The organism is Methylobacterium frigidaeris (assembly GCF_022179185.1).
Taxonomy (GTDB): Bacteria; Pseudomonadota; Alphaproteobacteria; order Rhizobiales; family Beijerinckiaceae; genus Methylobacterium; species Methylobacterium frigidaeris.
The window spans coordinates 1-235 of the sequence record NZ_BPQJ01000360.1 but is presented as its reverse complement, the minus strand read 5'-3'; the positions used below and the strand labels follow the sequence as shown (position 1 = coordinate 235).

Sequence of the window (235 nt, the reverse complement as noted above, 5' to 3'; positions counted from 1 at the left end):
GCCGCCCGAAATCACCCGCACGGAAGGATGAAACCGGCAGCGTCACCGTGCCGCGCGTAGCCGCGCCGCCCCGTAAGACGAAGCGGTCATACGTGGCGAAGAAGAACAGTTTGTTCTTCTTGATCGGACCGCCGATCGTGCCGCCGAAATTGTTCTGTCGCACGGGGTTCTTCTCCCGAGCGAAGAAACCGCGGGCATCCATCTTGTCGTTGCGGAAGAACTCGAAGAGGTTGCC

1 protein-coding gene is annotated in these 235 nt (G+C 60.9%); it reads right to left on the bottom strand.

Translation table 11 applies throughout. The annotated features are described in order from the left end of the window. Window positions 1–235: outer membrane beta-barrel protein (locus MFF64_RS37355; protein WP_238194121.1), on the bottom strand; the 235-nt coding region annotated here is incomplete at both ends.